Annotated in this window: 1 protein-coding gene; it reads right to left on the reverse strand. The window is 57.6% G+C overall.

The window, feature by feature from the left end; all coding sequences use genetic code 11:
- Window positions 1–864: ShlB/FhaC/HecB family hemolysin secretion/activation protein (locus tag AACQ83_RS24265; protein ID WP_146748317.1), on the reverse strand; the 864-nt coding region annotated here is incomplete at both ends.

Genomic DNA, 864 nt, shown 5'->3' on the forward strand with positions numbered 1-864 from the left:
GTCGTAGCTCACCCCTTTCAGGCTGCCTCGCCAGCCCAGAGCACTCCCCGCCAGGTGTTTTCCAAGCAGCGCGTCACTGCCCCGTCCGCCCACTTCGCCATAATCGATCCCCAGATACAGCGATTGCCCGCGTAGCGGGGTTTGCCAGTCCAGTTCGTTCCGGCTGTACCAACCCCGATCAGCGGATAAGGTCAACTCGCCATCAAAGCCGCGCACCGTCCAGCGGCCGCCAATTGAAAAGCGATCCTGAGGCGTCAATGGGCTGGCGCTTATCTGGCGCAGATACTGGGTTTGATAAGAGAAGGGTTGAGAAAACAGCGTTACCGGCCCGGCCAGCGTCGCCGAGAACTGGGTGATTTTGGGTAAAGCCGTCCCCTCATTGCGGTACTCTTCCGGTGCCGGTTGCGCGCCAAACCAGCGCATGCCCTGTTGATAAGTGACTTTGGTATCGAGAGTGGCGTTGCCGATAGTGTGATGATGAGACAGCCCCAGCTTCCAGCCTGCGGTTTCCCGGCGCTGAACATCGATTTCGGTGTGGTCAATAAAATTGCGGGACGCCCGGCGATAAATTTCACTGTTGAGCAGGGTTTTCTGGTCGGCGTTGCGGTGTAAAACCCGACTGATCTGGACCGCCAGATTTTGGCTTTTGCCCCGGTATTGGATCGCCTGATTCAGCCCGGCGATGGTCTGCATATAATCGTAATGACTGGCCGTCACGCTCGCCATCCAGTAGCCGAAGGGCAGCGAATAATAGAGCGTGTCGTTTTGGCTGCCTTTCCCGGCAGACGCGTGAATATCGCGCCCACCGGAGAGATAGAACAGGTCGCTTAACGCCAGCGGGTTATCCAGAAAGAAGGTGAATCC

Origin of the sequence: Photorhabdus sp. S10-54 (genome assembly GCF_963878145.1) — a bacterium.
Taxonomy (GTDB): Bacteria; Pseudomonadota; Gammaproteobacteria; order Enterobacterales; family Enterobacteriaceae; genus Photorhabdus; species Photorhabdus kayaii.